The organism is Ramlibacter sp., from assembly GCF_035655895.1.
Taxonomy (GTDB): Bacteria; Pseudomonadota; Gammaproteobacteria; order Burkholderiales; family Burkholderiaceae_C; genus Ramlibacter.
In genome coordinates this window covers 847,498-865,149 of sequence record NZ_DASRTN010000006.1, presented here as the reverse complement: position 1 = coordinate 865,149, position 17,652 = coordinate 847,498, and the positions used below count along the sequence as shown (strand labels likewise).

The 17,652-nt window shown below is 71.9% G+C and carries 13 protein-coding genes; 7 read left to right on the top strand and 6 right to left on the bottom strand.

All coding sequences use genetic code 11. The annotated features are described in order from the left end of the window. Positions 1-98 precede the first annotated feature (98 nt). Complete coding sequence (locus tag VFE82_RS07140; protein WP_324999563.1) at positions 99-716, top strand: hypothetical protein; 618 nt, start codon at positions 99-101, stop codon at positions 714-716. A 15-nt stretch (positions 717-731) separates the two neighbouring features. Here the strand turns inward: VFE82_RS07140 and VFE82_RS07135 are convergent, their stop codons facing one another. Further along, complete coding sequence (locus VFE82_RS07135) at positions 732-3,044, bottom strand: sensor histidine kinase (RefSeq protein WP_324999562.1); 2,313 nt, start codon at positions 3,042-3,044, stop codon at positions 732-734. Positions 3,045-3,278: 234 nt separating this feature from the next. On the opposite strand from VFE82_RS07135, the gene VFE82_RS07130 reads away from it, so the two are divergent. Beyond that, a complete protein-coding gene (locus VFE82_RS07130; RefSeq protein WP_324999561.1) occupies positions 3,279-3,650 on the top strand; it encodes a hypothetical protein in 372 nt (123 codons plus the stop codon). Between the two features lie 24 nt (positions 3,651-3,674). Here the strand turns inward: VFE82_RS07130 and VFE82_RS07125 are convergent, their stop codons facing one another. Both VFE82_RS07125 and VFE82_RS07120 read right to left on the bottom strand, forming a co-directional pair. Beyond that, positions 3,675-6,977 (bottom strand): UvrD-helicase domain-containing protein, encoded by a 3,303-nt coding sequence (locus VFE82_RS07125; RefSeq protein WP_324999560.1) that lies wholly within the window; start codon positions 6,975-6,977, stop codon positions 3,675-3,677. Continuing rightward, on the bottom strand, positions 6,970-9,477 hold the full coding sequence (locus VFE82_RS07120; RefSeq protein ID WP_324999559.1) for a PD-(D/E)XK nuclease family protein: 2,508 nt from the start codon (positions 9,475-9,477) through the stop codon (positions 6,970-6,972). Before VFE82_RS07120 ends, VFE82_RS07125 begins: the two co-directional genes overlap by 8 nt. Before the next feature lie 101 nt (positions 9,478-9,578). Between VFE82_RS07120 and trxA the strand changes: the two genes are divergently transcribed. The 5 genes from trxA to VFE82_RS07095 all read left to right on the top strand — a co-directional run bounded on the left by trxA (position 9,579) and on the right by VFE82_RS07095 (position 14,884). After that, complete coding sequence (trxA, locus tag VFE82_RS07115) at positions 9,579-9,911, top strand: thioredoxin TrxA (RefSeq protein ID WP_324999558.1); 333 nt, start codon at positions 9,579-9,581, stop codon at positions 9,909-9,911. Positions 9,912-10,117: 206 nt separating this feature from the next. Next, positions 10,118-11,383, top strand: a complete 1,266-nt coding sequence (gene rho, locus VFE82_RS07110; protein WP_324999557.1) for a transcription termination factor Rho — start codon at positions 10,118-10,120, stop codon at positions 11,381-11,383. A gap of 119 nt (positions 11,384-11,502) precedes the next feature. Continuing rightward, positions 11,503-11,763, top strand: coding sequence for a type B 50S ribosomal protein L31 (locus tag VFE82_RS07105; protein WP_324999556.1), 261 nt, complete (start codon positions 11,503-11,505; stop codon positions 11,761-11,763). A gap of 80 nt (positions 11,764-11,843) precedes the next feature. Further along, positions 11,844-13,532: a hypothetical protein gene (locus tag VFE82_RS07100; protein ID WP_324999555.1), complete on the top strand. Its 1,689-nt coding sequence runs from the start codon at positions 11,844-11,846 to the stop codon at positions 13,530-13,532. Further along, complete coding sequence (locus tag VFE82_RS07095; protein WP_324999554.1) at positions 13,532-14,884, top strand: MATE family efflux transporter; 1,353 nt, start codon at positions 13,532-13,534, stop codon at positions 14,882-14,884. Before VFE82_RS07100 ends, VFE82_RS07095 begins: the two co-directional genes overlap by 1 nt. Here the strand turns inward: VFE82_RS07095 and phoR are convergent. From phoR to phoU, 3 genes are read right to left on the bottom strand one after another with little or no spacing between them, the layout of a single operon-like run. Continuing rightward, positions 14,832-16,187 carry a phosphate regulon sensor histidine kinase PhoR gene (phoR, locus tag VFE82_RS07090; RefSeq protein WP_324999553.1) on the bottom strand — a complete coding sequence of 452 codons (1,356 nt, stop codon included), beginning with the start codon at positions 16,185-16,187 and terminating at the stop codon, positions 14,832-14,834. The genes VFE82_RS07095 and phoR overlap by 53 nt on opposite strands. A gap of 34 nt (positions 16,188-16,221) precedes the next feature. Next, positions 16,222-16,932 (bottom strand): phosphate regulon transcriptional regulator PhoB, encoded by a 711-nt coding sequence (gene phoB, locus VFE82_RS07085; protein ID WP_324999552.1) that lies wholly within the window; start codon positions 16,930-16,932, stop codon positions 16,222-16,224. Between the two features lie 4 nt (positions 16,933-16,936). Next, positions 16,937-17,638 carry a phosphate signaling complex protein PhoU gene (gene phoU / locus VFE82_RS07080; protein WP_324999551.1) on the bottom strand — a complete coding sequence of 234 codons (702 nt, stop codon included), beginning with the start codon at positions 17,636-17,638 and terminating at the stop codon, positions 16,937-16,939. Positions 17,639-17,652 lie beyond the last annotated feature (14 nt).

Sequence of the window (17,652 nt, the reverse complement as noted above, 5' to 3'; positions counted from 1 at the left end):
CGATGAGCCACCCGCGTTGTCCCACGCTTTTCTCCGCGCTCGGCGCGGCCTGCCTGCTTGCTTGTGCCTGGGCCGTCCCCGCCCACGCTGCCCGTCCCATGGTCACCGACGATGCGCGGGTGGTGGATGCCAGGTCGTGCCAGCTCGAATCCTGGGCGCGGCACAACCGCGACGGACGCGTGGAGCTGTGGGCCCAGCCCGGCTGCAACGTCGGCGGCGCCGAACTGACCGCCGGCGGCAGCTGGCAGCATGCCGACGGCCACACCGCCCACACCGACCGGGTGCTGCAGGCCAAGACGCTGTGGCGCACCCTGGAGGCGGGCACCTGGGCCTGGGGCACGGCAGTGGGCGTGGTCGATCGGCCCGAGGACCGCGTGACCGAGCCCTACTTCTACGTTCCGGCCAGCGTCAAGCTGCATGGCGAGCAGCTGTTCGGCCATCTCAACGTGGGCATGCGGCGCGAGGGCAGCCTGCGCCGGAACGTCGTCACCGGCGGACTCGCGCTCGAAGGCCAGATCAGCCAGCGCAACTGGCTGGTCGGCGAGACCTTCGCGCAGGACCGCGGCCGCCCGTTCTACCAGGCCGGCCTGCGCCACTGGATCGTGCAGGACCGCATGCAGGTCGATGCGACCGTGGGCGACCGCATCGGCGCGGGCGGGCGGGAACGCTGGTTCTCGATCGGCCTGCGGCTGCTCTCGCCGCCCTTCCTGCCCTGAGCGGCAGGCCGGCCGTCAGGCTGCGTCGAGCGACCGCGTCGCGTCGGCCTGCTCGCGGGCCAGCGGCAGCTCGAAGTAGAACTCGGTGCGCACTCCCGGCTCGCTCTCGAAGCCGATGGTGCCGCCGTGCGCCTGCACGATGCTGCGGCAGATGTTCAGTCCCAGGCCCGTCCCGCCCTTTTCGCGGCGGTCGCTCGAGTCGGCTTGCGCGAAGCGGTCGAAGATGCGCGAGCGGAACTCGGCGGGGATGCCGGGCCCATGGTCCTGCACCGCCACGCGGGCGCGCCCCTGGTGCACGTCCAGGGCGATGCGGACCTCGTCGCCGCGCGGCGAGAACTTGGCCGCGTTCGACAGCAGGTTGACCACGACCTGGATGATCCGATCGGCGTCCGCCTCCACCCAGGCTTCGGCGCGCGTGTCCAGCTGGACGCGCACGCCCAGGTTGTCGGCATAGGCCTGGGTGTCGTGCATCGCGCGTTCCACCACGGCCTGCAGGTTCAGCCGCTCGGGCCGCAGTTCGAGGCGGCCCGATTCGATGCGCTCCACGTCGAGCACGTCGTTGATCAGGCGGATCAGCCGCTCGCAGCTGCGGGTCGACATCTCCAGCAGCTGGCGGCCCTGCGCCGGCAGCGTGCCGCCGACGCCGTTGGCCAGCAGCCTGAGCGCGCCGAAGACCGCGGTGAGCGGCGTGCGCAGCTCGTGCGAGACGGTCGAGACGAACTCGCTCTTGAGGCGGTCGACGGCGCGGCGCTCGGACACGTCGTGCATGAACGCGCACAGCAGCTGCAGGTGGCCGGATTCGATCAGGCCGACGCGCATCTCGACCGGGATCTCGCGGCCGGCGCGGTCCACCACCAGCCGCTGGATGGTGCGCCCGGCCATCGGCAGCTGGCCGCTGGCCCGGAACTGCTGCAATGCCATCTCGAACGCCGGGCGGAACCGGGCCGGAATCAACGCATCGCCCAGCAGGCGGCCGACGACCTCCTCCCGGGTCCAGCCGAACAGCTCCTGCGCCGGCGTGTTCCAGTCCGTGATCCGGCCCTGGAAGTCGACGCCGATGAACGGGTCGGGTGCGGACTCCAGGATGGTGTGGATCCGCTGCTCGTTCGCGCGGACATGCTCGAACGTCTCGCGCAGGGCGGCGGTCCGCTCCTCGACGCGGCGCTCGAGCGACGCATTGAGCTCGCGCAGTGCGCCTTCCTTGTGCTGCAGGTTGCGCACCAGGGAATCCAGCGCCTCGCCCAGCTGGGCCACTTCGAGGTAGGGCTCGGCCTCCAGGACCGGGCGTGCGCCGCCGGCTTCCAGTTCGCGCGCGGCCGATGCCAGGTCCTTCAGCGGCCGCGTGACCAGCCGCGCCGCCAGCAGCCCGAGCAGCGAGAACAGCACGGCGACGGCCAGCCCCCAGCCCAGGAGGTGCAGCTGCAGGCTGCGCACCGGCGCATAGGCGGTCGCGAGCTCCTGTCGCACCAGCACCCGCCAGCCCAGGCCCGGGTAGCTCTCGAAGCCCTGGTCATGGCTATAGCCCACCAGGTAGTCCTTGCCGTCCGGCCACCGCTCGGACACGTAGCCGGTCCCCCGGGTCGCCTGCTGGAGGCTGCGCAGGTCCAGCTTGCGGCCTTCGGTGCCGGCCGGCCCCAGCAGCACCGAGCCGTCGCGCGAGACGATCAGGGCCTCGACCCGCCGCGCCCGTTCGAAGGGCATGAACACCGCGTTGTTGATGTCGCGCGCCCAGGCCCAGGACAGGTGCACGCCCAGGATGTCGGGCTCGCGCCCCTCGCGGGGGACCTTGAACGCCAGGTCGACGAAGCGCATGGGCTCGCCGCTCGGATTGGGCAGCAGCTTGGCCAGCAGCACCGCGTCATGCACGTCGCCGACGGTCACCCCGTCGCGGGCGTGGCGGAACCACGGCCGGCCGGACACGTCGGCCCCTGCGAGGACCCCGCCGGTGGCGACCTTCACCTTCCCTGCCGGGTCGGCCAGACCGATCCAGGCGTAGTGCGGGTAGGTCTGCTGCAGCGAATCGAGCTCGACGCGCACCTGGGCCGGGTCGGCCACGCGGGAGAGCCGCTGGGCCACCAGCTGGGTTTCACGGTGCCGCTCGTGCATCGACCGGTCGAGCCGGGTCGTGGTCTGGCTCGCGAGCTCGGCCAGGTTGCTGCCGATCGAGGAACGGACCTGCTGGCTGGCGATGCGCTCGCTCACGAGCACCAGGACCGCCGTCACGAGAACCGACAGCAGCGAGAACGCGAACGCCAGATAGGTGCCCAGGCCGTAGCGGGCCCGCGCCCGTGGCAAGGCCGGGCCGGGTTGCGCTGAGGATGAGATCACGGGTCCGATTCTCCGCGATGGCGGCAGCCGACATGCGACGCCGGCGCCGTCCCACAGCCGAGCCTGTGCATCTTTCCCACACTGCCGTGAAGAAGCAGGGAGATGGTCATGGGCGGTACGGCGTGCAGGGTGAGCGTCGGTTTGCGTCAGCGGCGTCGGCGGGCGGCAGCAGCAGTGCTGGCCGCCACCGGATGGCTGTCGGGGTCGGCATGGTCGCAGGAGAGCGCAACATCCATGATGGGAGCCGCGCCGGACACGATGCTGCTCGTGCAGCGGCTGGCGTTGTCTCTCTCCCCGCCGCTGCCCACGTCGGCGCCTGGCGGCGGCATGGACCTCGGCGTCACCTGGCGGCAGCCGCTGCCGGGCCCCTACCGAGTGGACATCACCGCCTGGCGGCGCACGGCGGCGCAGAACGACGCGCTGGCCCTGGTCCAGCAGCGGGAGGGCACGGTCTACGGCGCCCGGGCGGAGCTGAAGTTCTCCAGCCAGCGCCACCTGCTGGTGGACCTGAAGGGCGCCCTGGGCGTGCAGCTGGACAGCGGGGCGCGCATCGGCCTGCGCCGGGCCAACGGCGGTCCCACGCTGTACTACCGCAACCAGTTCTGACGCGGCGGCCGCCGCCGCTGCGCCTCAGGCGTCGAGACGGACCAGCCGGCCCTCGCCGGTGAGAAAGGCGCAGGTCACGGGCGCGCCCGGCGAGGCCGCGGCGACCGCCCGCGCGTAGCGGCGCAGCTGCTCGCGCAAGACGGGATCGAGCTGCGGGCGGGCGGCCGACTTGTAGTCCAGCACCCACCAGCCGCCGTCGCGGCGCTGCACCAGCCGGTCCAGGCGCAGCACCTCGCCCTCGTGCACCAGTTCGACCTCGTCGGCCGCCCAGGCCACGTGCGCCGGATCCCACGCCCAGGCGCCTTCGCCGGTGGCAATGCGGCCCGCCATCGCGCGGGCCTGGCGCTGGCCATCGGCATCCACGCCGAACGTCCGGCCGAGCGCCGCCAGCCGCAGCGGGTCGACCTGCCCGGCACCGGCGCCATGCAGCTCCAGCAGGCGGTGGAGCAGTTCACCGACACGCGAGGCCTCGGAGCCTGCCGCAGCCTCGGCCTGCCGCGTGGCGGACCCGGCCGCGGCTGCCCGCGCGGGCGCCGGCGGGACGACGCGCAGCAGGAACGTGCCCGGCGGCCCACGGCGATCCGTGGCCTGGGCGACGGCCGTGTCCGGCACCGCGATCGTGGCCGGCCCGGCGATCGCGCCCGGCTCGACCGGCTCGCAGTGCAGCGACAGGCGCTGCCACCAGCTGCCCGCCGCCGGCGTGCGCGGCTCGACGCTGGAGACGACCAGCTCGCGCCGGGCACGCGTCATTGCCACGTACAGGGCGTTGAGTTCCTCGCGCCGACGGGCGTCCTGCTCCTGCGCGAGCGCGTCGGCATTGCAGCCCGGCGGACGGGTCTCGCTGGCGATGAAGCTGAAGCGGCGGGGCGCGGCGGCTTCGCCGGGCCAGTCGACCAGCACGCCCATCGTCTCGGCGCGGGCTGCCGGGGCGTCGGTGTCGAGCAGCAGCACCAGCGGCGCCTCCAGCCCCTTGGCGCCATGCACGGTGAGCAGGCGCACCGCGCCGTCCTCGGCCAGAGCGGGCCCGGGCAGCCGGCCCGACTTCAGCGCGCGCACGAAGGCGTACGGCGTGGCATAGCGTCCGCCGTCCAGCTGCAGCGCCGCACCCAGCAGCGCGCGCAGGTTGGCGAGCGTCGATGCGCGCAGCGCCGGCGGGGTGGCCTGCGCATAGCGGGCGAGCACGTCACCGTCGTGAAAGATGGCATTGAGCGCATCGTGCGGCGGCAAGCGCCCCACCCACTGCTGCCAGCGGGCCAGCGCCACTCCCGCCGCGGCCAGTGGCTCGGGCCAGCCGGCCTCGCGCTGCAGCAGCTCCAGCCAGGGACGCGGCGCGCCTTCGGCCTGCCGCTGGCGCGCTCGCGTGGCCAGCGCCACCAGCGCCTCGTCGCCCAGGCCGAGCAGCGGCGACTTGATGGCCCGCGCCAGCGAGAGGTCGTGCGTCGGCGAGACCAGCACGTCCAGCAGCGCGGCGACGTCCTGCACCTCCGGCATCTCGCACAGATCGGTCTTCTCCGGCTGCTGCGCCGGGATGCGCAAGGTGCGCAGCTCGTCTTCCATGGCTGCCAGCCGGTCGCGCCGCCGGGCCAGCACCAGGATCTCACCCGGGCGCAGGCCCTGCGCGACGCGCGACGCCAGCCAGCGGGCGGCCTGGCGGCACTCGAGGGTGACCAGCCGCTCCTCGGGCAACTCGCGCGGGATGAGCAGGCTGTCGCGCCAGTCCACCGCATCCTGCCCGGCACCACCCTCCTGGCGGGCTTCCGACGGGCGCGGGATGCTCGGCAGGCGCAGCAGCCGGCCGTCATCCGACGAGGCCGTGCTGTGCGGACGGAAGCCCTGGTACTCGCCGGCCTGCTGCGCGGCGCCCATGACCTGATTGACCGCGTCCAGCACCTGTGGCGCGTTGCGCCGCGTGTGGTCGCAGCTCAGACGGTCGCCGCCCAGGCCTTCGACCACGAAGCGCTGGGCCGCGGCGAACACCTGCGGCTCGGCCCGTCGGAAGCGGTAGATGCTCTGCTTGGGATCGCCGACGATGAACACGCTGGGCGCGTTGCCGCCCGCGCCGGCATAACCGCTCAGCCATGCGTGCAGCGCCTGCCATTGCAGCGGATTGGTGTCCTGGAATTCGTCGACCAGCAGGTGGCGCACCCGCGCATCGAGCCGCTCCTGGACCCAGCCGGCCAGCACCTCGTCGGACAGCAGCCGGTGGGCTGCCTGTTCCACGTCGGCCATGTCGACCCAGCCCTCCTCGCGCTTGAGCGCCGCGAACTCGGCCAGCAGGAGGCGGGACAGCCTGGCCATCCGCTGGTGGTGCAGCCAGGCTTCGTGCTGGGCACAGGCGCGGCACAGCAGCTGGAGTTCGGGCTCGGCGTCCTGCGCGGCGGCAACCCTGGCGAGATGCTGCGTGAGCCGGTCCTCGCTGGCGACGAAGAACCCCTTGCGCAGCAGCGACAGCCGCTCGGCCAGGTCGTCGGCTTCGAACGCCGACACGATCGCGTCGGCCGCCTTGCGCGGCGTCTTGTTGTCCTGCGCGCCGAGTTCGCGGGCACGGGCCAGCCAGCGCGCCCTGGCCACGTCGCCCGACAAGGCCTGCTCCGGCCGCTCCAGCCCGGCGAGCGCCGGATGCAGGACGCCGAAGGGCTGCACCGAGGCCTGCACGACGCCGGCCTGCTCGGCCAGCACGAACTCCACCCGCTTGGACAGGGCCGACTCCAGAGCCTTGCGGGTGCCGGAGCGGCCGTGCACGGCGACGCTGGCCTCGAAATCGGCGCGCGCGGCGGCGTCCAGGTGCACGGCCACGTGGAAGCGCCGCCAGACCTTGCCGATCGCCTCACTGTCGTCCTCGAGCAGGGTATGGCGCGCCGGCAGCCCCAGCTGCTCAAGCGTGGCGAGCGGCGCGTTGCGCAGCAGCGCCGCGAACCAGCTGTGGAAGGTGCGGATCTGCACGCCCCGCCCGGCCTCGAGCAGGCGCGCGTGCAGCGTGCGCAAGGGCTCCCGGAGCGCCGGCACCTGCGAGGGCGGCACCCCGCGTTCGAGCAGCGCCTGCCCCAGCCGCTCGGGCGCGCAGCCGGCGAAATCGGCCAGCCAGTGCTGCAGGCGCTCGCGCATCTCGCCGGCGGCCTTCTTGGTGAAGGTGATCGCCAGGATCTCGTGCGGTTCCGCGCCGTCGAGCAGCGCGCGCAGGATGCGCGAGACCAGCATCCAGGTCTTGCCCGCACCGGCGCAGGCCTCGACGGCGACGCTGCGACGCGGATCGCAGGCGACGGCGTAGAAGCGGCCGGCGTCCGCACGCTCGCCGTTGATCTCGTAGGCCAGCGGCGCGTCAGTCATGCCAGAAGTCCCGGCGGCACAGGCCGCGCGCGGCGCAGAACTCGCAGGCGCGCCCCTCGCCCAGCGCCGGCAGCAGCACGCCTTCGGCGATGCGGCGCATGTCGTCCAGGATGCCGGCCACCAGCGCGTCGCGCGTGTCGGCCACGTCCGGATGTTCGACGGTGCGGGTGAGCCCCCGCTCGCCCACGTTGACATAGGCGGCGCAGAGGCTGTCGTCGTCCAGCAGCGCCGCGTAGAAGGCCAGCTGCGTGTCCTCCTGCGGGATCCGCACGCGCTCGCGGGTCGCGTCCAGTCCCTCGGTCTTGTAGTCGATCACCACGCGGCGGCCGTCCGCCAGCCTGTCGATGCGGTCGATGCGGCCGACCAGCTGCACGCTGCCCAGGGGCATCTCGTGCTCGGTCTCGGCCGACGAGAAGGTGCCGCCCTTGGCCTCGTGCTCGCGCAGCCAGGCGAGATAGCCGTCGCGCACCTGGGGCCAGGCCGCGGCAAAGGGCAGGAACTCGCCGCCGGCCAACGCCAGGCCGGCCGTGGCCTGCTCGGCGCAGTCGTCGAGCAGCGCGGCGCGGTCGGCCGAGGGCTCGGCCTGCAGCTGCTCGTGGAACGCGCGCAGCACCTGGTGCAGCCAGTTGCCGAAGTCTCGCTTGTCGACCTCGACGTCGATCTCGGCCGCCTCCTGGAGCCCGAGCTGGCGCAGCGCGAAGAACCGGTAGGGGCAGCGCCGCAGGTCCTCGTATGCGCTGGCCGACAGCCGGGTGACCGGCAGGCCCGGCGCCCGGATGTCCGGCCGCGGCACCGCATGGAGTGCCAGCGGGCGCGGCTCGCGCGGGTCCGCCCCGGTGGGGGGCGCCTGCTGCAGCCGCAGGGCCTCGACCAGCGGGCTGGGCAGCACGGCCTCGCCCGTCTCGTCGGTGCGGCGCCACAGGATGTCCACCCGCGGCAGCTGCAGTGCGTGGCGCCAGCCGGCCCGGCGCTCCTGCTCCAGCATCTCGCGCGAGGGCAGGCCGAGAGCCGCGCGCTGGCTGGCGGTCCAGGCACCGGGCGGCTCGGGCGAGAGCGGCAGCCGCACCTCGTCGCAGCCGGGAAGCACCAGCGCCCAGAAGTCGCGCGCCAGCAATTGGTTGAACGGAAGGATGACCACCTGCGCCTCGGCCGTGGCGGGCGGCACGAAGCTGCCGGCCTCGAGGGAATCGTCGACCCAGGAGGCGAATTCGGAGGGCGACAGCCGCCTGCCCGCCTGCGGCAACCCGCTCCACGCGAGCTGCGCCTCCTCGGACAGGCCCAGCACCTCGAGCACCTGGCGGCCGGCGTCGTCGGCCTGCAGCAGGGGCCAGTGTCCAGTGTCCTGCAGCAGGTCGCGCAGCGCCTGTTGCCACTGCGGCAGCGGACGCGGCTGGCGCAGCGCCTCGCGCCAGCGGTCGGCCTGGGAGACGAGCAGTGCCCAGCCACCCTCGCCACCGCCCAGCCGGCTCGCATCGGCCCAGTCGCGCAGGCCCTGCCGGCGGATGCGCCGCTCCAGCGCCAGCACCGTGCCGGGCGCGACGGCCGGGGCATTCTTCAGCCAGTCGAGCACCGCGTCGCTGGAGGCCTGCCAGGCGCAGGCCCGCAACGCGCCCATCACGTGCGCGGCCGCCCGCGTGGTGGACAGCTTCCAGCCGGTTTCGTCGCGCACCGCGACGCCGCGCACGCCGAGCAGCGCCCGGACCCGCCGCGTGAGCACGCGGTCGACCGCCGCGAGCGCCACTGGTGCATGCCCCGCCGCCAGCTGGCGCAGCACGCAGGCAGCGGCCAGCTCGGCTTCCTGGTCGGGATCCGGCGCCTCGTGCAGCGCGAGCTGCCCCATCTCCGAACGCCGGTCGAGCGGCAGCTGGGCGGACTTCTCGCCTGCGAGCGCGGCCAGGGCCTGCGCCAGCGGATCGGCCTGGAAGCCTTCGCAGACCACCAGCAGGTCCAGCGCACGCACCGCGTCGAAGAGGCGGTCGCTCGCATGCCGGCTGGCGGCCGCCCATTCGACGGCGATGCGGGCCACCGCGGCTTCCAGGGCGAGCACTGGCGAGTCGAGGCCTGCGGACACGGCCGCACGGGCGCCGGCCGCCCACTCGGCACGCTGCGCGGGCGGCACGGCGGCGGCGGCCGACGCCGCCTGCCACGCCGCTTCCACGAGCCGGCCGGCGAGCAGCCCGGACCGCGCGCCGAGGCCGGCGCGCTCGAGCCAGTCACGCGCGGTGAGCAGGTCGCGGCCCATGTCGAAGGACAGGTCGTCGCTGCCGACGACATGGCCGAGCCGGGCCGCCCAGTTCATGCTGGTCTCGAACCGGGGGGCGAAGCCGGCCGGATGCAGCGCGGCCCAGGCACGTCGCGCGACCGGCATGAGCTGCGCGTACGGAAGCAGGACGACGGTGCGCGAGGGGTGCGCGCCACGGGCCTGCAGCTGGGCCTCGACTTGACCCAGCAGCTCCCGCCAGAGCTGCGCCGCCCGATGGTCTGGCGCTATCACATCCATAGCATCTGCCCACCCGCCCGCTCGCGGTGAGGGCACTTGGTTTCTGTCACAATGCCCCGACTGTACCGGCATCGTTTGCCCGCGCGAAAGGAAAGGATCCCATGGCCAGCGACCTGATCAAGCACATCTCCGACGCCAGTTTCGAGTCCGACGTCCTGCAGGCCGACAAGCCGGTGCTGGTGGACTACTGGGCCGAGTGGTGCGGTCCCTGCAAGATGATCGCGCCCATCCTCGACGAAGTCTCGGCCTCGTACAAGGACAAGCTGCAGATCGCCAAGATGAACGTGGACGAGAACCGCGACATCCCCGCCAAGTTCGGCATCCGCGGCATCCCGACGCTCATGCTGTTCAAGGGCGGCCAGCTGGCCGCCACCAAGGTCGGCGCGATGAGCAAGGCGCAGCTCACCGCCTTCATCGACCAGCAGCTGGCCTGACCAGGCCCGGGGCGCGCCACGCGCCCCGCCCCGCGGCCACCCAGCCGCGATTTATTGCATAATTCCCCGCAATCGCTGAACTGCCACGCCGGCGGTCCAGTCCGATCCCCCGGTCCGCAAGGCGCCTCCCGCCTGCGCGCGAGACCTCCCCCAGCCGACCCACAAAGACAAGACCCCACCAGGGGTGCATCCACCGCAGTCGAGCCATGCACTTAAACGAACTCAAGGCGCTCCACGTCTCCGAAGTCCTCAAGCAAGCCGAAGAGCTGGAGATCGAGAACACCGGCCGCATGCGCAAGCAGGAGCTGATGTTCGCCATCATCAAGAAGCGGGCGCGGGCGGGCGAGCAGGTCTTCGCGGATGGCGTGCTGGAAATCCTGCCCGACGGCTTCGGCTTCCTGCGCAGCCCGGACACGAGCTACACGGCCAGCACTGACGACATCTACATCTCGCCTTCGCAGGTGCGCCGGTTCAACCTGCACACCGGCGACATGATCGAGGGCGAAGTCCGCACGCCCAAGGACGGCGAGCGCTACTTCGCGCTGACCAAGCTCGACCAGGTCAACGGCGGGCCGCCCGAGCAGAACAAGCACAAGGTGATGTTCGAGAACCTCACGCCGCTGTTCCCCAAGGAACAGATGAAGCTGGAGAGGGACGCGTTCAAGGGCGAGGAGAACATCACCGGCCGCGTCATCGACATCATCGCGCCGATCGGCAAGGGCCAGCGGGCACTGCTGGTGGCCCCGCCCAAGAGCGGCAAGACGGTGATGATGCAGCACATGGCGCACGCCATCTCGGCCAACTATCCCGACAGCCACATGATGGTGCTGCTGGTCGACGAGCGTCCCGAGGAAGTGACCGAGATGCAGCGCTCGGTGAAGGCCGAGGTGATTGCCTCCACCTTCGACGAGCCGGCGGCGCGCCATGTGCACGTCGCCGAGATGGTGATCGAGCGCGCCAAGCGGCTGGTCGAACTGAAGAAGGACGTGGTGATCCTGCTGGACTCGATCACCCGCCTGGCCCGCGCCTACAACAACGTCGTGCCCTCGTCCGGCAAGGTGCTGACCGGCGGCGTCGACGCCAACGCGCTGCAGCGCCCCAAGCGCTTCCTGGGCGCGGCGCGCAACGTCGAGGAAGGCGGCTCGCTGACCATCATCGCCACGGCCCTGATCGACACCGGCTCGCGCATGGACGAAGTGATTTTCGAGGAGTTCAAGGGAACCGGCAACAGCGAGATCCACCTGGATCGCCGCCTGTACGAGAAACGCGTGTTCCCCTCCATCCAGCTCAATCGCAGCGGCACCCGCCGCGAGGAGCTGCTGCTCGCGCCCGAAATCCTGCAGAAGACCCGCATCCTGCGCCAGTTCATGTACAACATGGACGAGATCGAAGCGATGGAGATGGTGCTCAAGTCGATGAAGGCCACCAAGACCAACGTCGAGTTCTTCGACATGATGCGCCGCGGCGGCTGAAGCCCGCGCTTCGCTATAATCGCCGGTTTCGCGGAAAGTAGCCCCGACATTCCCGATGCGCAGACGGCGTCTGCGCGTGTCCGGACCGGCTCCCGCACCGACTCCCAAAGGATCGCACCATGGCCAAAGAAGGCATCCACCCCAACTACCGCGACGTCCTGTTCGTCGACCTGTCGAACGGCTTCAAGTTCGTCACCCGTTCCTGCGTGAACACCAAGGAAATGGGCAAGGCCGACGACGGCCGCGAGCTGCCGCTGTTCAAGCTCGACACCTCGAGCGAGTCGCACCCGTTCTACACGGGCACCCAGAAGTCGGTCAACGACATGGGCGGCCGCGTGGACAAGTTCTTCAAGAAGTTCGGCAAGACGGCCGCCAAGTAAGGCGCCCTCCGCCGCGACGAGGCAGCCCGGGCGACCGCGCTGCCTTTTTCTTTGCCCGCCAACGTGACTCACCCGCGCGCGTGAACCAGCCGACCCCCGCCATCGTCGCCCAGAGCGCGGTGAGGCGCCTGCCGCGCGTGGCGTTGCTGCTGTTCTGCGCCGCCTACGTGCTCCCCGGCTTCGTCGCCCGCGAGCCGTGGAAGAACGCCGACGTGACCGCGTTCGGCTACATGAACGAGCTCGCCTCCGGCGCCGCGCGCTGGATGGCACCCACGCTCGTGGGCCAGCCGCCCGAATTCGACGCGCTCCTGCCTTATTGGCTCGGCGCCTGGGCGATGCGGATCGCGCCTTCGTGGCTTGCCCCGGATTTCGCGGCGCGCGTGCCCTTCATCGCCCTGCTGGTGCTGACGCTGCTGGCCACCTGGTACGGCGTCTACAACCTGGCGCGCACCCCGGGTGCGCAACCGGTGCCGTTCGCGTTCGGCGGCGAGGCGGCGCCCACCGACTACGCCCGCGCCATCGCCGACGGCGGCATGCTGGCCCTGATCGCCACGCTGGGTCTGGCCCAGCTGAGCCACGAGACGACCCCGGCGCTGGCCCAGCTCGGATTCACGGCCGTGGCCTTCTACGGCCTGGCTGCACTACCCTTTCGCACCGGCTGGCCGCTGGCCGGCATGGTCGTCGGCCTGGGCGGGTTGGCCCTGAGCGGGGCGCCGACCACGGCCGTGCTGCTGGCCGCGGGCGGGGCGGTGCTCACCGTGCTCGACCATCCCCGCGAAGGCCGCACCCGCACCGGCCGATGGCTGTGGGCGGCCGGGCTGGTGCTGGCTGCGGCGGGCGTCGCGGCCGCTGCCACGGTGCTGGACCTGTGGCGCTGGCGGCTGTGGCCGGACGGCCAGCGCGACTGGCATTCCGCCGGCCGTCTCCTGTTGTGGTTCACCTGGCCGGCCGGGCCGCTGGCGGTGTGGACCGTGTGGCGCTGGCGCCGCCAGCTGGGCAGCCGACACGTGGCCCTGCCCCTGTGGTTCGCCCTGGTCTCGGTCGCCTCGACGCTGCTCACGCCGTCCTCCGACCGTTCGCTGCTCCTGGGCCTGCCGGCACTGGCGACCCTGGCCGCGTTCGCACTGCCGACCCTCAAGCGCAGCGTCTCCGCCCTGGTCGACTGGTTCACGCTGCTGTTCTTCAGCGGCTGCGCGGTCGTCATCTGGGTGGTCTGGATCTCCCTGCAGACCGGCGTGCCGGCCAAGCCCGCCGCCAACGTGGCGCGGCTGGCGCCCGGCTTCGAGCCGACGTTCTCGCTGATCGCCTTCGTGCTGGCGCTGGCCGGGACCGTGGCCTGGGGATGGCTGGTGCGCTGGCGCGCGGGCCGGCACCGCTCGGCGCTCTGGAAAAGCATGGTGCTGCCGGCCGCCGGCGCTGCACTGTGCTGGCTGCTCCTCATGACGCTGTGGCTGCCGGTGCTGGACTATGCGCGCAGCTATGCGACCGTGGTGCGCGGCCTGACCCAGCCGATGACCACGCCCGGCTGTGTCGAGGTGTTCGGGCTCGACCGCGGACAGACCGCCGCGCTGCGCTACCACGGCGGCCGCGAGCTGACGTCCGCCGATCGCAACGGAACCTGCCCCTGGCTCGTGCTGACGTCCGAAGTCCAGCCGGTCGCGGCGATGGCGCTCGACATGCGGCGCTGGGAGCTGGCCGCCACGGTGCGGCGGCCCACCGACACCCGCGACAACTTCCTGCTCTACCGGCGACGCAGCGGAGGCGCCTGATGTCGGAGCTGCGCACCATCGCGCGGCACGCGGGCACCGTGCTGGTCGGCCAGCTCGCCACCATCGGGTTCGGCGTCGCCGACACCATGATCGCCGGCCGCTACGACGCCCGCGCCCTCGCGGCGCTCTCGGTCGGCTCGGCGGTCTATGTCAGCATCTTCGTCGGGCTGTCGGGCCTGATCCAGGCGCAACTGCCGGTCTGGTCGGAGCTGCGCGGGGCCGGCGGCGGCCCCGCGCTGGGCCGCTCGGTGCGCCAGGTGCTCTACCTCTGCCTGGCCGGCATGGTGCTCGGCATGACAGCCCTGCTCTTCCCCGGCCCGCTGCTGCGCTGGGCCGAGGTCCCGCCCGGCCTGGACATCCAGGTGCAGCAGTACCTGGGCATCCTCGCGCTCGCGCTGCCCCCCTCGCTGCTGTTCCGCGCCTACTCGACGCTGAACCAGTCGCTCGGCAAGCCGGTGCTGGTGACCTGGCTGCAGACCGCCTCGCTGGCCTTGAAGGTGCCGCTGTCGCTCTGGTTCACTTTCGGCAGCGCCGGGGTGCCGCCGATGGGCCTGGAGGGCTGCGCCTGGGCGACTGTCGTCGTGAACTACCTGCTGCTCGCCTGCGCGGTCTGGACGCTGCGCTCGCAGGACCTCTACACGCCCTACCGCATCTGGGGACGCCTGGAGGCGCCCGACTGGGGCGTGCTGCGCGGGTTCGCCCGGCTGGGCGTGCCGACCGCGCTGTCGGTCATGGTGGAAGTGACCTCCTTCACGCTGATGGCCCTGTTCATCGCCCGGCTCGGCACCGAGGCGTCGGCCAGCCACCAGGTGGCGAGCAGCCTGACTGGGGTGCTCTACATGATGCCGCTATCGCTCGGCCTGGCTACCAGCGCCCGGGTCAGCTACTGGCTGGGCGCACGCGACGAGCGCCAGGCGCGCCTGGCGCTGCGCCTGGGCTACAAGCTCGCCCTGGTGCTGGCGGGCTCGAGCGCACTGGTGCTCGCCGTCTTCCACCAGCCGATCGCGCGGCTCTATGCCGGCGACCATCCGGCCGTGGTGCAGCTGGCCGGCAGCCTGCTGCTCTGGGTGGCCGCGTACCACGTGGCCGACTCGATGCAGGCGGTGGGCGTGTTCCTGCTGCGCAGCTATGGCGTGGCCACGCGGCCGCTGGTGCTGTATTGCGTGCTGCTCTGGGGCGTGGGACTGGGCGGCGGGTACCTGCTGGCCTACCGCGGCGCCGGCACGCTCGCGCCGATGCAGACGCCGGCAGCGTTCTGGTCGGCCGCCGCCTTCGCGCTGACCCTGACCGCCGTCGCCTTCATGGTGCTGCTGTGGCGGGTCGTGCGCTCTCGCCGTCCGGCCCGCGCATGACGGCACGCAGGCGCGCGGCCGGGAACACGATGGCGAAGGTGGAGCCGGCGCCCGGCGTGCTGTCGATGCGCAGTTCCGCGCCGTGCCGCTGCAGCACGTGCTTGACGATCGCCAGCCCCAGGCCGGTGCCGCCCGTCTCGCGCGAGCGGCTGCGGTCCACGCGGTAGAAGCGCTCGGTGATGCGTGGCAGGTGCTCGGCCGCGATGCCCGGACCGGTGTCACGCACGGACAACTCGGCCCGGCCGTCGGGCAGCGCCGACCAGCGCACCTCGATGCGCCCGTTGGCGGGCGTGTAGCGGACGGCATTGCTCACGAGGTTGGACATCGCGCTGAGCAGCTCCGACGGCGCGCCGGCGATCTCCTGGCCGGCGCCGCCGGCAAACCGCAACTCCTGCGACTTGCCCAGCAGCGTGCTGAGCGAGCGGCCTTCCTGCTCGCATTCGGCCATCAGCGCCGGCACCGGGGTCCACTCGCCGATGCCGGGCAGCGGGCTGCCCTCCAGCCGTGACAGGGTGAGCAGGTCGCGCACCAGCGTCTGCATCCGGTGGCCCTGCTGCGCCATCAGCTCCAGGTAGCGCCGGCGCTCGTCCTCGGCGAGCGGCAGGTTCTGCAGCGTCTCGATGAACCCGGCCAGCACGGTGAGCGGCGTGCGGATCTCGTGCGAGACGTTGGCGATGAAGTCGCGCCGCATCGTCTCGGCCTGCTCGCGCGCCGTCACGTCGCGCGACAGCAGGAGCTTGCGTCCCTGGCCGTACGGATGCAGGTGGACCGCCAGCTTGAGCAGGCGGCCCGGCGAGCTGTCGCGTGAGAGGATGATCACGTCGCGCGAATAGTCGCCCTGGGCGGTGTACGCGGCGAAGGCCGGGTCGCGCACCAGGTTGCCGATCAGCTGCTGCACGTCCCGCTGCGGATCGATGCCCAGGTGCTCGGCTGCCGTCTGGTTGCACCATTCGATGCGCCCGTCCACGTCCAGCAGGATCACGCCGTTGGGCGACGCCTGGATCGCGGCCAGGAAGTCCTGCAGGCGCGTCTCCGCATCCTCGGCCAGCTGGTCACGGGCGCGCAGCGCGCGGCGCGTCCGTTCCGCCAGCTCGCCCCACAGGCCCGCCCCGACCGGCGCCTCGGAGCGCCCGCCGCCGCGCAGCCACTGCAGCATGCGAAGACCGCGCACGAGGTCCAGCAGGAACCACGCGACCCCTCCGGCGACCAGGCCCAGCTCGGCACCCCGGTCGGCGGCCAGCCACCAGCCGCCGATGCCGCCGGCCAGTTGGCACAGGAGAAAGCTGCTGATGCGCCAGAGCATGCAGGATGGTACGGCGACGGCCGGGCTCGGCCGCTCAGCCGGCGCGCTGGGCCGGCTGCGGCTGGGCCGTGAGGCGGTAGCCGGCGCCGCGGACCGTTTCGACCATGCTGCCGGCTTCGCCCAGCGACTCGCGCAGCCGCTTGACGTGCACGTCCACGGTCCGCTCCTCGATGAAGACATGGTCGCCCCACACCTTGTCCAGCAATTGCGACCGGCTGTGCACGCGCTCGGGCGACTTCATCAGGTGCGCGAGCAGCTTGAACTCGGTCGGGCCCAGCTTGAGCGGATGGCCGCGCCACTGCACGCGGTGGGTGGTGGTGTCCAGCGACAGCTCGCCGACCGCCACGGCCTGCACCGCTTCCTCCGGCACCCGCCGGCGCAGCACCGCACGGATGCGCGCCAGCAGTTCCTGGGTCGAGAACGGCTTGGTGATGTAGTCGTCGGCACCGGCGTCCAGGCCCGCCACCTTGTCCGGCTCGTCGCCCCGCGCCGTCAGCATGATCAGCGGGATGGACTTGGTGCGCGCGGCCGCACGCCACTTGCGGGCCAGCGACAGGCCGCTCTGGCCGGGCAGCATCCAGTCGAGCAGGATCAGGTCGGGCAGCGCGGTTTCCAGTTCGCGCTGGGCGGCGTCGCCGTCCTCGGCCCAGATCGGCTGGAAGCCGTTGTGGCGCAGGTTGACCGACACCAGCTCCGCGATCGCGGGCTCGTCCTCGACCAGCAGGACTCGGGGAACCGTCTTCATTCGCCTACTTCAGTGCGGATTCGATCTGCTCGATCGAGGAATGGCGCACGTCGGCGCCCTTGACGACGTAGATGATGAACTCGGCGATGTTCTTGGCATGGTCGCCGATGCGCTCGATCGCCTTGGCCAGGAACAGCAGGTCCAGGCTGGCCGAGATCGTGCGCGGGTCTTCCATCATGTAGGTGATCAGCTTGCGCACGAAGCCGTCGAACTCCTTGTCGATCAGGTCGTCCTCCTTGAGGATGGCCACCGCCGCGGCGGTGTCCAGGCGCGCGAACGCGTCCAGGGCCTTGCGCAGCAGCCCCGACGCCAGGTCGCACGCGACGTTCAGCTCCGACGCCGGCAGGGCCCGGGCCGAACCGCTGTCGATGATGGAGCGCACCATCCGGGCGATCTTGGCGGACTCGTCGCCCACGCGCTCCAGGTTGGCCGTGGTCTTGGAGATCGCCATCAGCAGGCGCAGGTCGCGCGCGGTCGGCTGGCGTCGCGCGATGATCGACGACAGTTCGCGATCGATTTCGACCTCCATCTGGTTGACGCGGTGCTCTGTCTCGATCACCTGCGACGCGGCGTCGGCGTTGAACTGCGCGAGCGCGTAGATGGCCTGGCGGATCTGGGATTCCACCAGGCCACCCAGTTCCATCACGCGCGAGGAAACCCCGTTGAGTTCGCTGTCGAACTGGGTCGAGAGATGCTTGTCGGGCATGGCGGAGGCTCCTT